At 77.8% G+C, this 2,444-nt stretch carries 2 protein-coding genes; both read right to left on the reverse strand.

Annotated elements, in window-relative coordinates; genetic code table 11:
* The coding region (locus AA75_RS37455; protein WP_158515633.1) for a condensation domain-containing protein at positions 1 to 1,557 on the reverse strand (1,557 nt) is incomplete at its 3' end.
* A gap of 151 nt (positions 1,558 to 1,708) precedes the next feature.
* A partial coding sequence (locus tag AA75_RS52910; RefSeq protein WP_368666631.1) for a response regulator transcription factor occupies positions 1,709 to 2,444 on the reverse strand: 736 nt, incomplete at its 5' end.

Consider the following 2,444-nt stretch of genomic DNA (forward strand, 5'->3'; position numbering starts at 1 on the left):
CAGGTCGGCGGAGCGGGGCAGGGCCAGGGCGACGATGCGCTCCGGTCCGGCGCCGTGCGCGCGCAGCCGGTGGGCGAGCCGGTTGGCGCGGGCGTTGACCTCGGCGTAGGTGAGGTGCTGCGCGCCGTCCACCACGGCCACGGCGCCGGGTGTGCGGGCGGCCTGGGCCTCGAACAGGGCGGGCAGGGTGGTGCCGGGGGCCGGGACGGGCCCGGCGGCGGGAGCGGGTTGCTGCTGCTCGGCCGGGGTGCGCAGGTCGATCCGGGCGGTGGGCGCCGAGCCGTCGGCGGTGGCGAAGGTCTCCAGCAGGGCGGTCAGCCGGGCCAGGTGGGCGGCGGCCTGCTCCGCGCGGTGCAGCAGGGGGTTGGCCTCCAGGTCGATGCGCAGGCCGGTGCCGTCGGGGCCCGGGCGGACCGAGACCTTGAGGTCCTCCACCGGGCCGGTCGACACCGGGTGGACCGAGGTGTGCAGGCCGTCGAGGGGCAGCGCGTGGTCGAACGGCATGATGTTGGCGATGACGGTGTGCAGCCGCCGGTCCGGTGCGCCGAGGCCGAGTTCGCGGCGCAGTTCGGCGGACGGGAAGCCCTGGTGGCGCAGGACCGCGGAGACGGCGTCCCTCACCTCGGTGACCAGGGCGGTGAGCGAGGAGCCCGGTGCGGCCGGGACCCGCAGCGGCGCCACGTCGGCGAGCATCGCCGGGACGCGACGGGCGTCGGCGCTGCGCCGGGCGGTGACCGGCAGGCCGAGCAGCGCTTCGGGGGCGCCGGTCAGGCGCCGGGTGTACAGCGCGACGGCGGCGAGCGCCGCGAGCTGCCAGCCGGTGTCGGCGGTCGCGGCGAGGGTGTCCAGGCCCTGCCGTACGGTGTCCGGCAGGAACGCGGTGCGGCGCAGCGGCACGGCGGCCGGGGCGGCGACGCCGCTGCCGAGGCCGGCCGCTTCGGGCCGGTCCGCCCAGGTGGTCAGCCAGTGCGCGCGGTCCGCGGCGTACGCCCGGGTGGTGCGGTACGCGTGCTCGGCCCCGACCAGGGCGGCGAGTTCACCCGGGCGGGCGGTGGCGGGCCGGCCCCGGTAGGCGTCGGCGACCCGGCGGGCCAGCAGCCGGAAGCCGTAGCCGTCCAGCAGCAGGTGGTGGACCTGCTGGTACCAGCGGTGGTGGTCGGGGCCGAGGACGAACAGGACCTGGGTGAACAGCGGTCCGTGGCCCGCGACCGGCAGCTGCGGGTGGCTCAGCAGCTGCCGGATCCGGTCGTCGGCCGCGGCCGCGGGGTCCGGTTCGGCGCTGAGGTCGACCAGTTGGACCTGCCAGTCGTCCTGGTCTCGGGCGACCTGCTGGCGCACCTCGCCGTCGTCACGGGTGGTGAACCTCAGTCCCATGGTGTCGGTGGCCGCCACGGCGGCGCGGACGGCGGCGGTGAACCGGCCGGTGTCCAGCGGTCCGCGCAGGTCGGTGTACTCGGCCGTGGTGTAGGCCGGGCTCTGCGGGTCCCTGGCCTGGGCGAACCAGACACCGAGCTGTGCCTCGGTGAGAGCCAGCGACGCAGCGTCAGCACCACTCATCATTTCCCCTCCTGTCGGGCCGTCCGCCGCGGCCCGGCGGGGCGGTGGCACGGCGCAGCCGACCGCACCATGGGTCGACGGGACCGCGGACATGCTGGTCCGGGCGCTTGACGGCCGGCTGACGGGCCTGACGCGTCCGGCGCCGGGACGGTCAGCCGGGCTGCCGCAGCCCGGTCTCGTACGCGTAGACCACGGCCTGGACGCGGCTGCGCAGGTGGAGCTTGTTGAGCAGGTTCTGCACGTGCGACTTGACGGTGTGCTCGGACAGCGTCAGCTCGTCGGCGATCTCGGCGTTGGACAGGCCGCGGGCGATCAGGTCGAGGACCTCGGCCTCGCGTGCCGTCAGCTCGTCCGGGCCGACCGCTCCGAGCCCGCCCCGGCGCGGCGCGGCGCCCGCAGCGGGGATTCGGTCACGGGCCGCTCCGGCGGCCGGCCGCCGGGTCAGGTGGTAGCCGGCCGCGGCCATCCTCACCGCGGCGGCCAGGTCGGCGGCGGCCACGGTGGCGGGCAGGCAGCCGTGCACCCCGGGCCGCCCGGACTCGTGCTCCGGGTCGCCGACCGTCAGCACCGCGGGCCGGTCCTGGTCGCCGCCGTGGGGCAGGCCGAGCGCCGCCGGGTCGGCGGCCCCGTGCACGAGGACGACCTCGGCCCGGTGCAGCGCGGCCCCGGCGGGTGCGCCGGGTGCGCCCTCGCCCGCGATCCGGACACCCGGCTGCCGCTCCAGCAGGGCGCGCAGGCCGGCCCGGACCAGGACGTCGGACGCCAGCAGGAAGACCGGCACGGCGTCCTGGCCGTGGTCCTGGCCGTGGTCGTGGCCGTGGCCGAACTCCCCGGCCTGGTCCTGGTACGGCAGGGCCCCGGCGGGCCGGGGGGGGGGGGCCGCGGGG

Origin of the sequence: Kitasatospora sp. MBT63 (assembly GCF_000710465.2) — a bacterium.
In the GTDB taxonomy this organism is placed as follows: domain Bacteria; phylum Actinomycetota; class Actinomycetes; order Streptomycetales; family Streptomycetaceae; genus Kitasatospora.